The sequence below is a fragment of the Bacillus sp. ISL-35 genome, from assembly GCF_018613355.1.
Classification (GTDB): Bacteria; Bacillota; Bacilli; order Bacillales; family Cytobacillaceae; genus Mesobacillus.
This window is the reverse complement of record NZ_JAGGQK010000023.1, coordinates 20994-37968: the sequence shown is the minus strand read 5'-3', so window position 1 is coordinate 37968 and position 16975 is coordinate 20994. Positions and strand designations below refer to the sequence as shown.

17 protein-coding genes are annotated in these 16975 nt (G+C 44.7%); 3 read left to right on the top strand and 14 right to left on the bottom strand.

Annotation, left to right across the window (positions count from 1 at the left end; translation table 11 throughout):
- Nucleotides 1-106: 106 nt before the first annotated feature.
- The 5 genes from tpx to sppA all read right to left on the bottom strand — a co-directional run bounded on the left by tpx (nucleotide 107) and on the right by sppA (nucleotide 3909).
- Nucleotides 107-607 carry a thiol peroxidase gene (tpx, locus tag J7E38_RS21885; RefSeq protein WP_214708296.1) on the bottom strand — a complete coding sequence of 167 codons (501 nt, stop codon included), beginning with the start codon at nucleotides 605-607 and terminating at the stop codon, nucleotides 107-109.
- 152 nt (nucleotides 608-759) lie between these two features.
- A complete protein-coding gene (ytfJ, locus tag J7E38_RS21880) occupies nucleotides 760-1275 on the bottom strand; it encodes a GerW family sporulation protein (RefSeq protein ID WP_214708299.1) in 516 nt (171 codons plus the stop codon).
- A gap of 18 nt (nucleotides 1276-1293) precedes the next feature.
- Nucleotides 1294-1992, bottom strand: a complete 699-nt coding sequence (locus J7E38_RS21875; protein ID WP_214708301.1) for a DUF2953 domain-containing protein — start codon at nucleotides 1990-1992, stop codon at nucleotides 1294-1296.
- A 71-nt stretch (nucleotides 1993-2063) separates the two neighbouring features.
- Complete coding sequence (locus tag J7E38_RS21870) at nucleotides 2064-2600, bottom strand: RDD family protein (RefSeq protein WP_483297188.1); 537 nt, start codon at nucleotides 2598-2600, stop codon at nucleotides 2064-2066.
- Between the two features lie 298 nt (nucleotides 2601-2898).
- Nucleotides 2899-3909, bottom strand: a complete 1011-nt coding sequence (gene sppA / locus J7E38_RS21865; protein WP_214708305.1) for a signal peptide peptidase SppA — start codon at nucleotides 3907-3909, stop codon at nucleotides 2899-2901.
- A gap of 144 nt (nucleotides 3910-4053) precedes the next feature.
- Here sppA and J7E38_RS21860 point away from each other — a divergent pair, with 144 nt between their 5' ends.
- Entirely contained in the window at nucleotides 4054-4854 is an 801-nt protein-coding gene (locus J7E38_RS21860) for an NAD kinase (protein WP_214708307.1), read from the top strand.
- Nucleotides 4855-5096: 242 nt separating this feature from the next.
- Here the strand turns inward: J7E38_RS21860 and rarD are convergent, their stop codons facing one another.
- The 7 genes from rarD to ezrA form a co-directional block, all read right to left on the bottom strand.
- Nucleotides 5097-6032, bottom strand: coding sequence for an EamA family transporter RarD (rarD, locus tag J7E38_RS21855; protein ID WP_214708309.1), 936 nt, complete (start codon nucleotides 6030-6032; stop codon nucleotides 5097-5099).
- 114 nt (nucleotides 6033-6146) lie between these two features.
- Nucleotides 6147-6467, bottom strand: a complete 321-nt coding sequence (locus J7E38_RS21850; protein ID WP_214708311.1) for an iron-sulfur cluster biosynthesis family protein — start codon at nucleotides 6465-6467, stop codon at nucleotides 6147-6149.
- A 426-nt stretch (nucleotides 6468-6893) separates the two neighbouring features.
- Nucleotides 6894-8474 (bottom strand): acyl-CoA synthetase MbcS, encoded by a 1581-nt coding sequence (mbcS, locus tag J7E38_RS21845; protein ID WP_214708313.1) that lies wholly within the window; start codon nucleotides 8472-8474, stop codon nucleotides 6894-6896.
- A 193-nt stretch (nucleotides 8475-8667) separates the two neighbouring features.
- A complete protein-coding gene (locus tag J7E38_RS21840) occupies nucleotides 8668-8874 on the bottom strand; it encodes an alpha/beta-type small acid-soluble spore protein (RefSeq protein ID WP_214708315.1) in 207 nt (68 codons plus the stop codon).
- Nucleotides 8875-8965: 91 nt separating this feature from the next.
- Nucleotides 8966-10174 (bottom strand): tRNA uracil 4-sulfurtransferase ThiI, encoded by a 1209-nt coding sequence (thiI, locus tag J7E38_RS21835; protein WP_214708317.1) that lies wholly within the window; start codon nucleotides 10172-10174, stop codon nucleotides 8966-8968.
- Nucleotides 10171-11316, bottom strand: a complete 1146-nt coding sequence (locus tag J7E38_RS21830) for a cysteine desulfurase family protein (protein WP_214708319.1) — start codon at nucleotides 11314-11316, stop codon at nucleotides 10171-10173. Before J7E38_RS21830 ends, thiI begins: the two co-directional genes overlap by 4 nt.
- A gap of 323 nt (nucleotides 11317-11639) precedes the next feature.
- Nucleotides 11640-13331 (bottom strand): septation ring formation regulator EzrA, encoded by a 1692-nt coding sequence (gene ezrA, locus J7E38_RS21825; RefSeq protein WP_214708321.1) that lies wholly within the window; start codon nucleotides 13329-13331, stop codon nucleotides 11640-11642.
- A 203-nt stretch (nucleotides 13332-13534) separates the two neighbouring features.
- Here ezrA and hisJ point away from each other — a divergent pair, with 203 nt between their 5' ends.
- Nucleotides 13535-14332, top strand: coding sequence for a histidinol-phosphatase HisJ (hisJ, locus tag J7E38_RS21820; protein WP_214708324.1), 798 nt, complete (start codon nucleotides 13535-13537; stop codon nucleotides 14330-14332).
- Between the two features lie 25 nt (nucleotides 14333-14357).
- On the opposite strand, the gene refZ is transcribed toward hisJ, so the two are convergent.
- Nucleotides 14358-14993 (bottom strand): forespore capture DNA-binding protein RefZ, encoded by a 636-nt coding sequence (gene refZ / locus J7E38_RS21815; protein WP_214708326.1) that lies wholly within the window; start codon nucleotides 14991-14993, stop codon nucleotides 14358-14360.
- Nucleotides 14994-15146: 153 nt separating this feature from the next.
- On the opposite strand from refZ, the gene J7E38_RS21810 reads away from it, so the two are divergent.
- Nucleotides 15147-15626, top strand: a complete 480-nt coding sequence (locus J7E38_RS21810) for a GAF domain-containing protein (protein ID WP_214708329.1) — start codon at nucleotides 15147-15149, stop codon at nucleotides 15624-15626.
- Between the two features lie 52 nt (nucleotides 15627-15678).
- On the opposite strand, the gene megL is transcribed toward J7E38_RS21810, so the two are convergent.
- Entirely contained in the window at nucleotides 15679-16890 is a 1212-nt protein-coding gene (gene megL, locus J7E38_RS21805) for a methionine gamma-lyase (protein ID WP_214708331.1), read from the bottom strand.
- Nucleotides 16891-16975: the final 85 nt, after the last annotated feature.

Below are 16975 nucleotides of genomic sequence, written 5' to 3'. Positions count from 1 at the left end.
CTTCTATCGGACACTTTTCCCAAATAAACCATTCCGTTTGTCCAACCAGAATAGCAAAACAAGCCGCAGTTTTATTCTGCGGCTTGTTCCATGGTGGTTGGTTGTTTTAGTTTGCTTGTTTAGCAGCTTCTACTGCTGCTTCGTAGTTCGGGTGGTCTGTTGCTTCGCTTACATACTCAACGTATGTTACTTTGTCGTTTGAGTCAACAACAAATACCGCGCGAGCCAGCAGGCGAAGTTCCTTGATTGCTACTCCATATGCTTCACCGAATGAAAGCTCGCGGTGGTCTGATAGAGTCTGGACGTTTTCGATTCCAGCTGCTCCGCACCAGCGCTTTTGGGCGAATGGAAGGTCGACGCTTACTGTAAGAATCTTGACGTTATCAAGGTTCGCAGCTTCCTCGTTGAAACGGCGTGTCTGTGCGTCACAAACGCCTGTATCAAGTGATGGTACCACACTGATTAGTCGAACTTGTCCTTTTGAATCCTGGAGAGTCACTTCAGAAAGATCGTTTGCAAGCACTTTGAAATCTGGTGCCTGGTCCCCAACCTTTACTTCGTTTCCTAATAATGTAACTGGATTTCCCTTGAATGTAATAGATGCCATACCTGCTCATCCTCCTTGTCCAATTTATGTACAGTGTTAATATATCTTTTAAAGAATTTTTTTGCAATTATTTTAAAATGCACTGCTGTCGCCACTGCCAATACTCCTGACAAAAGCAAGCTGCCTCTTCACTATGAAAAGGCAGCGTGGTCTTAGAACTCAAGGTCAGTTTTTGGTCCGTTGTAGTCGTTTTGATTTTGGCTCTTGTTCTGGCTGCCTTCCTGATTGCCCTGGTCTTTCTTGGACATCATTTGCTGGATTTTTTCCACTGCTTGCGGCGCCAGATCAAGAATCTTCTCGTAAAGATGCGTGCTTTCATCAAGGTGGAGCATCTTTACGCCTCTTGAACTCACGATCAGGAATGCGATTGGCGTAATGGATACCCCTCCGCCGCTACCGCCGCCGAATGGATGCTGCGGACCTCCTGACTGTCCTCCTGAGCCACCAGAGCCCCCAGACCCGCCTGAGCCTCCGGATCCTCCCTTTGAACTTTCTAAAACGAATTCACTGCCTCCTGCCGCAAATCCGAAACCCACCTTTGAAACGGTCAGGATTACACTTCCATCCGGTGTTTCTACAGGGTCTCCAATGATTGTGTTGACATCAATCATTTCTTTTAAACTTTCCATGGCAGTTGTCATTAGTCCTTGAATTGGATGGTCGGACATTCCTGTTTCCTCCTTATTTTAGACAGAATTAGTATTGTCACCGGAAAGTGCGGACAATTGCTTTGATTTGAATTCAGGCCAGCCGCCTTTCCAATATTTAACCAGCTTTATTCCTGCTAAAATAGCATGCCCGACTCTCACTTGAAACATACATTTAAAACTAGTAATTGAAATGGTTTGCTGGAAGCTTGGCGTGATTGTCATGACCGGCATATCTTTTAGTTTCATATACTGGCTCATAATCCCGACCACACCGCCCTTGGCTGCCCAAAAAGCGCCTGTGATCACCGCCGTGGCTGCTGCGTCACCCACGCCAACCATTGTATGCCATTCTATATTGCGGATTGTTACTTTCTTCAGAAATCCCCTGATGATTTTGTGGAAGCCGGCAATATGTGTAAGGAATTGCCTTATATCATGGATGCTGTTCAGTACATCATTTTTGTCTACTTGAGTGGTTTCATCTTTTTTAACGGTTTCATCAGGACCTGTTTCCGTTTTTTTCTCGGCAACGATAGACGGGGTATTGTCATCAATTTTTATGACTGGGACGTCAATCTTATATTTTATGAGTCCACCCCAGGCTTTTAAAGTCACTTTTAGATGATCATTATCATTGCCGTGGAAATAATCCAAAAATACCTTCACTCTAGTAAAAAGGATTATAATGCCCAGTACTGTTAAAAGCAGTATGGCAAGCAGCACCCATTTCATCATCCTCCACAACCTTTCAGCCTATTATTATCAACAAAAAGGCAAAAAAATAAACCTGCCGCAGCAGGTTCATTTTAGCGTGGTTCATATATTACAGTGGTATCTGCGAACAGGTCATGCAATCCTTGTTTCTTGTTTGTAAAAGCAACGACAACATACAGTACCAAAATGGTCGCCGAAATGAAGCGGCCGATCCACTCGCGGAAAATGACAGTACCCCATGTCAGGCTTTTTCCGTCCAGTTCCACCACTTTCAATCCAAACACCATTTTCCCTAGAGTCTGGCCGAGGTATTTTGTCATCAATACAAAATACAAATAGAATACAACAGCCGTGGCAATGGTCATTGGTGAAAAGATCCCTTCCTCCAGCAATGGGATATCCAATGCCCGGAAAACAGGATTGATGATTAACCTGTTAATACTGCCAATGACAATCAAATCCAGCAAATAGGCCCAGAAACGCGTCCAGAATCCGGCATATTGGCCCGCGAATAAATGATTCTCTGCAGCAGGCCTGCCTAGTTCATCATGAACCGCATATGCATAATCAGCCTGGGGTGTCGATTTTTCAGGTCCTGTATAGCGAGTACTGCCGCCTTCGGGTGGAATGGTTTCAAGTTCTTTATTATTTAACCGATCAGCATCTGTCATAACGCTCTCATGTTCTCTTTCATTTAACCGATCAGCATCTGTCGCAACGCTCTCATGTCCTCTATAACTTAACCGATCAGCGTTTGTCAGGACCCTGTCTTGTTCTTGATCTAATCGTTCACCGTCTGTCGGGATTGAACGATCAGCATCAGCCAGGTTGCCGCCAGGATCTTCTTGAACATCATTCCGTTCGAATTCAGCTGAATCTTTCGTTTCATCTTTATCAAATTCTTTGGAATTCATTTTTTGTCCCCCCTTATTCTGCGTATAAGTACATTAGACGTGGAGAATTAGGCTGGGACAGTAGTTTCATCAGGCCTGCCATTTCTGCGTCTTTCCCCATGATTTTCTGCGCTCCCATGCTGAAAAACGAACCGAAGCCCATGCTTTCCGTATACTTTACAACGGTCGCATCCCCAAGCTTATTATCTTTCCTGACGTTGGCAATGACATCTTCCAAATAGCCGAATCCATCGATCAAGTTCAGCTGCTTGGCCTGGCGTCCATCATAGATGCGGCCATCGGCAATTTTTTTGACCTGCTCGACAGACATGCCGCGCCCTTCAGAGATCACTTTGACAAATCCTTCATAAGAGTTGTTGATCATGGACTGAAGGATTTCACGTTCTTCATCTGTCATTGGCCTTGTCGGGCTCATGATGTCCTTGTATGGGCCGCTCTTGATTGTCGTGAATTCGACACCGTACTTTTCTGCAAGCCCTGCATAATTCACGCCTTGCATGATGACACCAAGTGAGCCGGTCAGTGTTTCGGGACTGGCAAAGATTTTATCGGCAGGCGCAGATACATAATATCCACCCGATGCTGCCATTGACCCCATCGATACATAAATCGGCTTTTTCGTTTCTTTCTGGATTTCCTTGATCTTGTCATGGATTTCTGCACTTTCCACGACGCCTCCGCCTGGAGAGTTCACCTGGAGGATAATGGCTTTGACATCATCCGATTCTTTTACATAATCAAGCTGTTCCATGAATACCCGATGATTATACAGCGGGCTTTCAAAGAACGATTGCGCATCCCCCGTGTCCTGGATGACTCCGTTAATGGACAATACCGCAATTTTACTCATCACGTCACCCTCTTCGATGACTTCTTCAGCAAACATTTCTTCCGACACTGCGAACATATCTTCAAGCGCATTTTCCGCGTCGCTGAATGCGAATGTTGATAGAAGATTAATCACAATTGAAGCAACAAATAAACCAGCGGCTATTCCTAATGCCGCCCACCTTTTACCATTCATTTTGAATCCCCCTTGAAAATTGCTTGTACTTTCAAAACCTTATGAAAAAATGATAAACTAATGTCAATAACCTTTATTTTAGCAAAAGTTTTTTAATGTGGGTAAAAATATGGAAGAAATACATAATGTTTGGAGGAATCAGCAATGCCAGATCGCCGTAATATTTACTTTCACCATACACCAGACACAACTATGCTGGAAAAAGTAGAGCCACTCTATGAACTAGCCCGCAAGTATGGCTTCAATATCGTCACTGACCACAAGAATGCAAATATCATTGTCAGCATTGGCGACGATGGCACCTTTTTGCAGGCAGTAAGGAAAACTGGCTTCCGCGATGACTGCCTGTATGCAGGTATATCAGTCACTGGCTCCCTCAATATGTACTGTGATTTCCATCTTGAAGACACTGATAAAATGATTCAGGCCACCACAAATTCAGAAATTGAAGTTAGGCGCTACCCGACAATCGAGGTAACCATCGACGGAGAAACATCGTTTGAATGCCTGAACGAGTTCAGCGTCCGTTCCGCGATCATAAAGGCTTTCGTGATGGATGTATTCATCGATGACAAGCATTTTGAAACCTTCCGTGGTGACGGAATGATCGTCGCAACCCCAACAGGGAGCACCGCCTATAACAAGTCCGTGAACGGAGCAGTTGTCGACCCGCTGTTGCCGTGCATGCAGGTGAGCGAGCTTGCCTCTGTGAATAATAATCATTACCGCACACTCGGCTCATCCTTCATTCTGAGCGGCGACCGCAAGCTTACCTTCAAGGTTGCCCAGGACGGCAATGATTATCCAATCATGGGGATGGATAACGAAGCGCTGAGCATCCAGCATGTTGAAAAATTCGATGTGAAATTGAGCAATAAATTCATCAAGACAATCAAGCTCAAGGACAATTCTTTCTGGGAAAAAGTGAAGAGGACGTTTTTGTAAGATATATGAGCCTATTAAGAAAGAGCTGCGGATCTCCGCAGCTCTCTTCTTTTACATAGGCTCTTTTCTCAAACTTTGTTGCTATTGGCTACAAAATAGAATTGAATTACCTAAGATTGTTCACACAATTCACGACTATTATGAGAAAAGAGCTTGCAAACTTAGTACCGACCTACAAAATGGCTATTATCACGTTAAAATCGGCTTTAGGATTTTAACAACAATCTTTACGAAAACAGCCTTTACATATGCATTCCTTTTTCTTTTTTCCACTTGAGCGTCAGGGCAGCTGCCAGTTTAGTCCGTGACAATGAGTACAGGATCAGTGCCGACCAGATAAAGGTAAAGGCAAGCAGATGGACCGCCGAAAATGTTTCGTGATAAACGAACACCCCTAAAATAAGTGTCAAAGTTGGTGCGATATATTGCAGGATCCCAAGAGTAGCGAGTGGGATTCTTTGTGCACCTTTCGCAAAAAACAGCAAAGGAACTGCCGTTGCCGCTCCTGCACCAGCAAGCAGCAAAGTTGTTGTCCATGAACCTGAGAACAGCGAATTACTTCCCTGGAAAACCAGATAGCCAATGTAAATCGCTGAAAGAGGCATCACGACCAGCGTCTCCAGGGCTAGGCCGACCGAAGAGTCCACCTTGATCAATTTCTTTGCCAGGCCGTACAGGCCAAATGAAATGGCCAGTGATAAAGCGATCCACGGGAATTTCCCGTAAGAAATTGTCATAATCAACACACCGATAGCCGCAAGGAGAAATGATAGGTACTGCGGCACAGTCAGTCTTTCCTTGAGGAAAACCATTCCTAAAAGTACACTGACAAGCGGATTGATATAATAACCGAGGCTTGCCTCGATCATTTGATCACTATTGACTGCCCAAATATAGATGAACCAGTTGATGCTGATCAGGATTGACGCGATTGTCAGTGCCGCCAGCTGTTTTTTGTTTTGCGAAAGCCCGCGCAGGGTCCCTGTAAAAAGACTCCATTTTTTATTCAGGAGCAATATGAAGGCAACAACGAAAAATGACCAAAATACACGGTTTGCAAGGATTTCATCCGCATTCACATGCTGCAATAGCTTCCAATAAACCGGCAGGATTCCCCACAGAATATATGAAAAGGCTGCGTACCAGACGCCAGCCTGTTGTTCGGTCCTGTTATTCATCCGAACATCCCCCTAATCTTTCTAGACTCGAAATAATATCAATTATAAGGGGGATGCTTCGGGCTGACAATCATTTTTTTGAACCAATAAAAGACAATATATTTAAAGGCAGGGTTATCCCTCTGTTCGCGGGTTCAATTTAAAGTTGTAGCCAAATGTTTCTTCCGGGGAAGAAATCTTATAGCCCAGCCCCTGCTTGAAATCCAAAAAAATTTTACCCGGAAGGGACTCAACTGATTTCTTCGGAACGAAAAAATCGATACCGGCTGCTGAAATCACCTCATCATCTGGCTGCTTTCCTTCGATTTGCAGCTGGATATCTGTCGCGATGGAACAGGTGCCAACAAACTCTGCCAATATTCTTATTCCTTCACCATCACCAAATTGGACTTTTTTTAACTCTTCCAATGCCGCCTCTTTTATTTCGATTTTCATATTCTTTCACCCTTTCCTATTAAAAATATACCCAAGTTTTGATGTGTCACGCATCGCTCTGCTTAAAAGTAAAATTTGAAATGGGCCAAGAACAAAAAGCGCAAGCGCCTTGTTCAGCCCCGACAAGCGCTGGAGGGCCTGACAGTGAAGTCGTTCTTTGACTTCATTGGCAGGACCGAAATCGAAAAGTATAGCCGACTGCCCAGAAACGCAGAAACTGGAGACTCCGACAAAGAAGCGTTTTTTGCTTCTGCGGGCGGAGTTGAAGTTTCGGAGTTTCTAGGAGGCGACACTAGCCATGCGTCTCGAGGGGCTAGGCGCTGGAGCTGGATTAAGACTCCCATATTTAGTACCACACAAAAATACTTTTATAATTTCCTAAACAACAAAAAAGCAGACCAGTTGGCCTGCTCCTTTTGCCTTCTTTTATTTAGCGCCTTCTAATTCTTTCTTGCGCAGCTCGATGCGGCGGATTTTACCAGAAGTTGTTTTTGGGAGTTCTTCAAGGAACTCGATTTTCCTTGGATACTTATATGGTGCGGTCAATTCCTTGACGTGCTGCTGCAGGTCAGCAACTAGATTTTCCTGTTCGGGGCTGACACCGTCACGCAGGACGACAAAAGCCTTGACGATGTGTCCGCGGATTTCGTCAGGTGACGCGACAACGGCGCACTCTTTTACATATGGATGCTTAACGAGTGCATCCTCGACTTCGAAAGGTCCAATCGTATAGCCTGAACTGATGATGATGTCATCGCCGCGGCCTTCAAACCAGAAATATCCTTCTTCATCCTTGCTCGCTTTATCGCCTGTTACATAATAATCGCCGCGGAACTGCATGGCTGTCCGCTCTGGATCCTTGTAATAGTTCTTGAATAAAGCGGGAGTTTCTATATGGACAGCGATATCACCAACTTCACCCGGTGCACATGGTTCGCCGTTCTCATTGATAATGTCAACCCGGTTTCCAGGTGTAGGTTTGCCCATTGATCCAGGCTTTAACTCCATGCCCTTTGTTACGCCGACAAGCAGTGTGTTTTCTGTCTGGCCATAGCCGTCGCGCACATCAACATTAAAATGCTTCCTGAATGTGTCGATTACTTCACGGTTCAGCGGTTCTCCTGCGGATACCGCGCTGTGAAGTCCAGGCAAACTGTAATCACCAATATTCTCGACTTTGGCCATCAGCCTGTATTCAGTTGGTGTGCAGCAAAGAACATTCACATGATACTTTTGCAAAAGCGATAAGTATTTTTGCGGCTCGAATTTGCCCTGATATACGAGGCCGGTAGCTCCGGTTCCCATGACGGAAAGGAACGGACTCCAGATCCATTTTTGCCAGCCAGGACCGGCAGTAGCCCAGACAGTGTCTCCATCCTCTATGCCCAGCCAATTTGTTGCCGCTGTCCGTAAATGAGCGTACGCCCATCCATGTGTATGGACAACACCTTTCGGATTGCCCGTCGTGCCGGAAGTATAGCTCAGGAATGCCATGTCATCACGTTCGGTGTCGGCAAGGTGAAGGTCTTCGGAAGCAGCTTCCATTTCTTTATCAAGTTGAATCCAGCCTTCCTTTTCTCCTCCAATGATGAATTTAGGCAGCTTTTCCACTTCGTCTATTCCATCGAACTCACCGGTAAAAGGAGCATAGCTTACGATGGCTTTTACATCACCATGGTTAATTCTGTATTGAAAATCTTTTTTTCTCAGCATTTCGGAACTTGGAATGACTACAAGACCCATTTTCAGCGAGGCAATATAAACCTGATATGCTTCAATTAGTCTTGGGACGACAACAAGGACTACATCCCCCTTGGCCAAACCATTTCCCAAGAAAACGTTTCCAATTTTATTGGCGTTTTTAAGAAGCGTCTGGTATGTAATTTCTTTCGCACTTCCTGCTTCATTTTCCCAGAGGATCGCTTTCCTTGCCGGGTCCTGGGCGAATCGTTCCATTTCTGATACAAGATTATACTTTTGTGGTGCAATCAATTGTTCCCTGTTCATACTCTTCCCCCTAATCATTATTTTTGGCTTGTCTCTGAATGAGAAAACAAGCTTTCATATCCCCACAATCCATTATACTAAATTATTCAAAAAATTTAAAATTATACGACAATGTTATTCTGAAATAATTTTCCATAACAAAAAGAGCAGGGCATTCGCCCTGCTCTTTGTAGCCATATTATTCTTTTTTTGATTAGCGAGAGAATCCGCCACCAAGTTGTTGTTCAGCCATTTGAACCAAACGCTTAGTGATCTCTCCTCCTACTGAACCGTTAGCGCGAGAAGTAGTTTCTCCGCCAAGCTGTACACCAAATTCAGAAGCGATTTCGTACTTCATTTGGTCAAGAGCTTGAGCCACTCCAGGTACTAGAAGTTGATTTGAGCTGTTGTTGTTTGCCATGTGTTTCACCTCCTTGTGAGTATAGAGTGTGTAGAAACACATGGCTTAATTCAAAACTTTAATTGGTAATTGTTCACAATTTCTTAACAAATTAGAATAGGTCATCCACCGGATTATCTTCTCTTTCAGAAGCCGGTTTGACGATGACCCGCTCTGTTCCTTCCACGGCTTTCTGGATCAGTTCTTCAAAGTCGAAGAAGCTCTCAAAGTTCTGGACTTTATCCAGCTTTGGCTTTGTTTTCGGCGATGAAGGGACAAAGACCGTGCAGCAATCTTCGTATGGGCGGATTGATATGTCATGGGTATCGATTTCATGGGCGATATCCATGATCTGCAGCTTATCCATTGTGATTAACGGGCGGATGATCGGCGTCGTTGTCACTTCGTTGATGGCATACATGCTTTCAAGCGTCTGGGAGGCAACCTGTCCGAGACTTTCGCCGGTTATGATGGCGAGTCCTCCCTGCTTTTCCCTGATGGCGTCTGTTATACGCAGCATCAGTCGTCTTGTTGTGGTCATGGTATAGTTTTCCGGTATTTGCTTGTGAATGGCCTGCTGAATTTCAGTGAAGGGCACGATATGAAGCGCAAAATGGCCGTTTACCTCGGCAAGCTTCTCAGAAAGGTCGATTACCTTTTGCTTGGCGCGTTCACTTGTGAAAGGAGGACTGAAAAAATGGACCCCTTCCACTTCAAGGCCTCGCTTCATCGTCAGGTAGCCGGCAACCGGGCTGTCAATCCCGCCGGAAAGCATCAGCATCCCTTTACCTCCGGACGCAGCAGGCAGCCCTCCTGCCCCCTTGATCGTTTCCGCTGAGATATACGCTGCTTCTTTTCTGATTTCAATCTGAAGGTTGATATCAGGATTCCTCACATCAACTTTCAAGCCTTCCATATTCCTCAGTATATGGCCGCCGAATTCTGAGTTGATTCCGTTCGTGTCCAATTCGAAAGTCTTATCAGATCGTTTGGCGGATATTTTAAAGGTCTGTCCTGGCTGGTGGATTTTTCTGAAGAGCTCCAGAGCAGCATCCTTCATTTTTTCAAGGTCTTTGTCCACTTTAACGGCCGGGCTGAAGGACTGGATGCCGAATATTTCCTTGAGCTTCTTCCCAATCCCGTCGCTGTCCTCACCATTTAGCAGGATGAACATCCTGTCGCGTTCCGCTTTGATGACCGCGTTGGGATAGTCGCTCAATGCCCTTTTGATATTTTTTCTTAGGCGGTCAATGAATTTATTTCTGTTTCTTCCTTTGGTCGATATTTCACCATAACGAACCAATATACGGTCATACATCATTTCTTGATAACCTCGCTTAAATGTTTTACAGTCTCGGCAATTGCTTTTGCCGCTATTTCCGCTTCTTCTGCTGTATTGCTGTATGTCAGGCTGATTCTGATCGCACTTTCCGCTTCAGCGACCGGAACTCCCATTTCCACCAGCGTCTTGCTGGCAGCCTTTTTCTTCGAGGAGCAGGCGCTTGTTGTCGAAACATAAATATCCTTCTCTTCTAGGGCATGAACGAATGTTTCGGCCTTCAATCCGCTGATCGAAAAATTCAGGATATGGGGAGCGCTGTTTTCCTCCGGAGTGTGAATGGTAATTTCCTTGATTTGGCTGAGGCCATTTCTTAATCTTTCCATCGCTGACTTCATTTGATTCAGCTTTTCTGTACGTAGTTCAATCGTCATCCTGAGCGCTTTTGCCATGGCTACCATTCCGGCGACGTTTTCGGTTCCGCTCCGCTGCTTCCATTCCTGATTGCCGCCGGATAATAACGGAGACAGCCGGACTCCTTCTTTTATAAACAGGGCACCCGTCCCTTTCAGCCCGTGGAATTTATGTCCGGAAATCGTCGCTAAATGGACACCGGAATTGTAAATGTCCAATGGCACCTTCCCTATTCCCTGGACGAAATCAACATGAAAAAATGCCTTTGGGTACTTTTTCAATACCATACCGATTTCCTCGATTGGCTGGATTGTGCCGACTTCATTATTGACATGCATGACAGACACAAGGATTGTATCCTCCCGAAGTTCCTTCTGGATTGAATCCGCACTGACAATACCGCTGGAATCTGGTTTCACATAGGTTATTTCATAACCGAGCGATTCAAGCTGTACCATGGCGTTATGGACAGATGCATGTTCGATGCTTGAGGTGATGATATGCCTGCCCCTCTCCCGGTGAGCCATCGCAATTCCCTTAATGGCAAGGTTATTGCTCTCTGTTCCTCCTGAGGTGAAGAGGATTTCCGTCTCTTTGACCTTCAGCAGCCTGGCCACCTGGGACCTTGCCTGCTGCAGCAGCTTTTCTGCCTGCCCGCCGATTTTATGGAGAGAGGATGGGTTTCCATAGAAATCCTCTGAGACTTTTATAAATGAATCCAATACTTGTTTATATGGTTTGGTCGTTGCGCTGTTGTCAAGATAGATCATCAGTATTCCCCCTTGCTCCAAGACCTTGCTAACTAAAAATCATATCATAATAACATTTCAATGAGAAATGATGAAAAATTCTAAAATTCTGCATCCAAAAGGCTGTTTTCGTAAAGATTGTTGTTAAAATCCTAAAGCCGATTTCAACGTAATATATACCTATTTTGGAGGTCGTTATGGAGTTTCCATACTCTTTTCTCATAAGAAGCGTCTATCTTACGAAGGAATACAGCGAGTTCATTCCTTTTTTGTATTCAATCGCAACAACGTTTGAGAAAAGAGCCCTCCAAAAAAACAGGCCTCCAGCCGGAGACCATGTTTTATCACTGTTTATTGAAGATCATATGCTCAATTTTCTTCATTGCACCTGGATCCACTTCTTCAATGGAAGTAGCTGCCTGTTCAAGTGCTTCGCGGTAATCGTAATTCCGGAAATGCTCCTCCGCTTCACGCAACCCTCTTTCGACAGATGGGTAACGGCTGCGGTATCTGTTGCCATACTGGATGACACGTTCAGCCAGCATGACTGTCTCGACGATTTCCTCAGTCGAGGTTTCCAGCTTTTCCACTGTCAGGACGGCAATTTCAAGATATTGCTGGACAGCAGGAATATCCAGCGGTTTTTCATCAAGCTTTTCATTGACCTGCTTGATGCTTTCATGCGCATCTTCCATCAGGTACTTATATTCCTGTGAGAGGCCAGGCATATTGCTTTTGGAAACAGTACGGATCAGTTCGGTGATCTTTTTAGAAAGCCCCCTTACTTTATCACGTGCTGCCAATTCATCCTTTCTCAGGGCACTTAGCTTTTCCATCAATTCTTTTTGCTCTTCGACCAGCTGATCAAGCTGTTCTTTCGCTTCTTGAAGCTCCAATTTGATCATGCTTTGTGCTGTATCGTTTTCCGTGATTCTATGATCGATCAGTTCAAAGCGCTTCAGCAGGCCCTTGAGCTGCTGCTCAACATGGGTTTGTGCTGAAAGCTCTTTTTCAGTCAGATGATAACTTTCCTGGATATGCTTTGTTTCTTCCTTGAGTGTCTTGTTTTCAGTGATGGCTTTCACAAGTACTTCTTTTGCAACATGTTCCGTGTTTGTAATATATTGTTTAGCCAGAACTTCCTCTTCAAGCATGTCGAACAGTTTTTCGAGCCGCTCCTTCAAACCGCGGATGCCCTGTTCGGCATTCTCGACATCACCTTTTTCAAGAGAGCCAAGATATTTCGCCAATTCATTGCTGATTTCCTCGATTTCACTATCCGCATTCAGATGATCCAACACATAGCCCTGTTCCTTCATTTCTCTGATACCGTCTTTCAGATCGCTGACCTGGGCAGGGATGGCCGACTGGCAATCATGCAGAAGGGCAGGAATGGATTCCATTTTCGTTGAAACCTGATCTAGCAATGACTGGATGGACAGAACCGTTTCCCTTGCTTCAAGATAATTTCCGTTCTCAGTCTTCTCGTCAAACTCGATGAACTTGGCCTGAATCTCTTCAAGCACTGCCTCGAGGCTGGCTTCTGCAGTTCCATAGCTATGGCGATGGGTGAGAAGGTTTTTCTTATTCTCCCGATATTGCTCTTTCAGGCCATCGATTTCCTCGCGGTTCTTTTCTTCACTTCCTACAAGTTCATTCAGTTCGCCGAGAATCTTCTTGATCTTATCTTCTGTTTCAGTCAGCTTTCGGTCAATGACTGCCAGAGATTCCTTCGCCTTCTTGAACCTGTACTTATCGATATACTCCTCCGCGTCAAACAGATAATCCTCAATGCCCGGAAGCTTGGAAGTGACAAGCTCATCCCACTCCTGGCGCCAGCGCTCAAAAAGCTCTTCTGTTTGCCCGGTCATGTTCAACTGCTTAACTTTTGACATTTCATCCAGTACAGGACGGTTCATGATATCGATTTTCCACGATTCATAGCGATCGACCTCACTGTAATATTTCCGTTTCATAAAATAGCCGATTAAAAAAAGAATGATTAGTATCGCAATACCGCCAATTATGTACTCCATTATTATCCCCCTGGCCTCACATATTACAAGTCTGAAAACCTTCTATGTAAAAACGAACGTTAATTGCGTGTATAATGTAATTATATTACCATGTAAACGACATTTTTTGACTATTAAATTCATATTTTTTGTTGAAATTATCCGAATTAGGCCGATTTAACTTGAAATCTCGCAAAAGAATTCACTTCAGGAGGTGCATTTTCATGAAAGACGGACATGTACACACGTTTTTTTGCCCTCATGGGACAAACGACAAAATCGATGATTATATTCAAAGGGCCCTCCAGCTTGGCTACACTGAAATCACATTTGCCGAGCACGCTCCTTTGCCGGAAGGGTTCATTGACCCGACACCATTGCAGGACAGTGCAATGGCGCATGAAGACCTGGATTCCTATTTTCAAGCCATTGCAGAAGCGAAGCAAAGGTACGCGGGAAAAATAAAAATCAATACCGGATTCGAGGTTGATTTTATCGAGGGGTTTGAAGGGCAAACGACTACCTTTCTGAATAAGTACGGGCCGCTTCTTGATGACGGCGTTCTGTCGGTCCATTTTTTAAAGAACATGTCTGGTACATATGATTGCCTGGATTATAGTCCCGACGATTTCGGAAAAATGGCCGAAGCTTACGGTTCTGTTGAAAAGGTTCACCGGCATTATTATCAAACAGTACTGAAATCGATCCTCGCTGATTTGGGGCCATATAAGCCAAAAAGAATCGGGCATATAACCCTGGCCAATAAATTCCGGCTGAAATACCCGCTCAAAAAGGATTGTACAGATGAAATCATCGAAATACTGGAGAAGGTTTCAGAGCTTGGCTATGAACTGGATTACAACGGAGCCGGTACGGCAAAGCCATTATGCCGTGAACCTTATCCGCCTGATTGGGTAATCAATGAGGCGAGAGACCGAGGAATCAAGCTTGTGTACGGATCTGATGCCCACCAGGCGAAGGAGCTTGGACAAGGACTGGAATCCATGGGGATAAAAAAATAAGGAAACCGGCAGATTTACCGGTTTCCTATATATTTATCAACATCTTCTGTTGAGTCTGCTGTTCCGTGCAAAGGGTTCCTTTGATCCAATGTGAAATCTCATCGCTGTATTTGTCCGCGAAGTATTTTTCATGCGGCTGTACATGCAGAACTTCTGTGACATAATGGGTATTCAAAAAAGGCATCTGCAGAAGGCCTTTCAACTGCAAAATACTGTACTGGACTGAATGCTTTTTGAATTCTCCGTTCTCAATCCCGGTTTCCAGGACCTTTTTGAACATATAACGTTCTTTTACATGGTAGGTCGACATGATTTCCCTGACTACCTGCGAATCGATCGTCATCTCTCTTAATATGAATCTTGTCAATTGAATGTTTTCGCATTGGTATCTCAATATATTTTCAACCATCGCATTCAGGCAGTACTCTGAACCGTATTCAAGAAACGAAAAACCTTTTTCCAGCTCTTTAAGATAGTTTTCAAAAAAAACGGTAAAACAATTTTCGAGGAGTCCATTCTTGTTCTGGAAGTAATATGAGATATTCGCTGCATTCACGTCTGCCTTTGCTGCAATGTCCCTCACTGATGTTCCATTGAACCCCTTCGTATTGAATAAGTAGATGGCCGCATCAATAATCGCAGCTTTTGAATTTTTTCTCATTGCTCCGCCCCTCGCTTTCCGCAATTAACCTTACTGTTTACCTTTCTGGAAATCATTTAAATTTCCTTTATAAAAAGCTCGACAAAGTCTCCATTGTTTCGCCGTTTTTTGATACAATGTAGAGTAAAACTTCATGAATTAGGGGGAATAACGATGTTTAACGTCGAAACATACAGCGCCAGCACCGAAAAAAATTACGACTTGGTGATTAAACAACTGAAAGCGCTCATTGAGGATGAAAAAAATTCAATTGCCAATCTGAGCAATGCCTCTGCCTTATTAAACCAGTTTCTTGACCGCATCAACTGGGTCGGCTTTTACCTGATGGAGGATGGCGAGCTTGTCCTCGGACCGTTCCAGGGACTTCCTGCCTGTGTAAGGATTAAACTTGGAAAAGGTGTTTGCGGTACAGCTGCATCAAAAAAAGAAACAGTAAGGGTTGAAGATGTCCATGCCTTCCCTGGTCATATCGCCTGTGACGCCGCCTCCCAATCTGAAATAGTCGTACCAATCCTGAAAAACGGAAACGTGATTGGTGTTCTCGATATCGACTCGCCTGAAAAAAATCGTTTTGATGAATTGGACCAGCAAAAGCTGGAGGAATTCGTTGAAGTGCTTGCACAGTATATCTAATTAGAACATACTGAACCCCTCCCGGCTCTCCGGGAGGGGTTTGAATTGCTTTTTAAATAGATCCTGTTTCCATTGTGCTCTCTTTCCTTACTGATTCAAATGCAATCTCTAGGTCATCCCTTAAGTCTTCCCACGCTTCCAGTCCAACCGACAGCCTTAGCATATTTTCTTTGATCCCCATTTTTTCTCTCGCTTCTTTCGGCACGACTGCATGGGTCATTGTCGCCGGATGCTGGATTAAGGTTTCTGCATCACCGAGGCTGACAGCTATTTTAATGAGTTTTAGTTTGTTGATGAATGCCTGCGCCTCTTTCCTGCCACCTTTTATGTTGAAGGAAATCAGCCCGCCCGGTTTACGCATTTGCTTTTTCGCGATCGCGTAGTCGGGATGCTTTGGATCGCCAGGGAAAATGACTTCTTCCACTGCCGGATGACCGGACAGATAGGTTGCCAGTTTTTCAGCATTTTCACAGTGACGGTCCATCCTCACAGGCAGCGTCTTCAAGCCGCGAAGCAGCAGCCATGCATCGAAAGGTGAAATCACACCGCCAATATCCTTTTGGGTAGTCATCGCAATTTTAGACATGATTTCCTTAGGACCTACCGCTACACCTGCGATCACATCTCCATGCCCGCAAATATATTTCGTTGCACTATGGATGACAAAATCGCAGCCAAGCTCAAGCGGATTCTGCAGATATGGTGAACTGAATGTGTTATCGACAACCACCGGGATCCCCTTCTCTTTCGCGACATCCGCGACCATCTCCAGGTCAACCAGCCTCATCGTCGGGTTAATTGGTGTCTCGATATAGATGACTCTTGTCTCCGGGGTAATAGCGGCCAGCACTTCTTCCCTTGTCGCCATCATCGAAAAATCATGATTGATATCATATTTTTCTTTCATAAGCTGCAATAGACCAAATGTACAGCCATATACACCCTGTGAGCAAAGTATATGGTCCCCTGATCTTGTCAGCGCTACTAATATCGCAGAGACAGCAGCCATCCCTGATCCAAACGCAAGGGCCTTTTCCCCTTTTTCAATTGCTGCCATCCTCTCCTCCAGCATGGCAACAGTCGGGTTTCCAAGACGGGAATAGATTAATCCCTCTTCCTCCCCGGCAAAGCGCCTTTCCCCTTGCTCTGCGCTGTCAAAAGTGAACGTGCTGGTCTGAAATAATGGAGGAGCAAGACTCCCCCTGAATTCGTCCGATTTATATCCTGCATGAATGACTTCTGTTTCGAATCTTTTGTCTCCCATTCCGATTCCTCCTATATATTTGTAAGCGTTTACAAAATACCCCCATAAACAGGATATGATATTTGCCCTGATATGGAAAGTGATT